The sequence below is a fragment of the Rhizobium ecuadorense genome (assembly GCF_001187535.1).
Classification (GTDB): Bacteria; Pseudomonadota; Alphaproteobacteria; order Rhizobiales; family Rhizobiaceae; genus Rhizobium; species Rhizobium ecuadorense.
The window spans coordinates 1-236 of sequence record NZ_LFIO01001344.1 but is presented as its reverse complement, the minus strand read 5'-3'; the positions used below and the strand labels follow the sequence as shown (position 1 = coordinate 236).

The window sequence follows — 236 nt, the reverse complement described above, 5'->3', positions numbered from 1 at the left end:
GGCAGGGCTGTTTCGAAAGATTCTTCATGTCGATATCTTTTTAGTAGTGACTTGCTATCGATTTGATAGTAACAGAATGCGCATAGATATTCCACGGCAAAAACGAAGGCAGACTTCAATGAGCAAGAGAGAACGCGGCATTGCCCTGGTCACCGGGGCTTCCTCCGGCATCGGGCTGGTGACGGCGAAGGCGCTGCGGCGCGATGGTTACCGGGTGTTCGGCACCAGCCGAAAGC

Annotated in this window: 1 protein-coding gene; it reads left to right on the top strand. The window is 53.8% G+C overall.

Annotated elements, in window-relative coordinates:
- Positions 1 to 118: 118 nt before the first annotated feature.
- Positions 119 to 236 (top strand): SDR family NAD(P)-dependent oxidoreductase (locus AF337_RS42705; protein WP_152971226.1); only part of this gene is annotated, 118 nt, incomplete at its 3' end.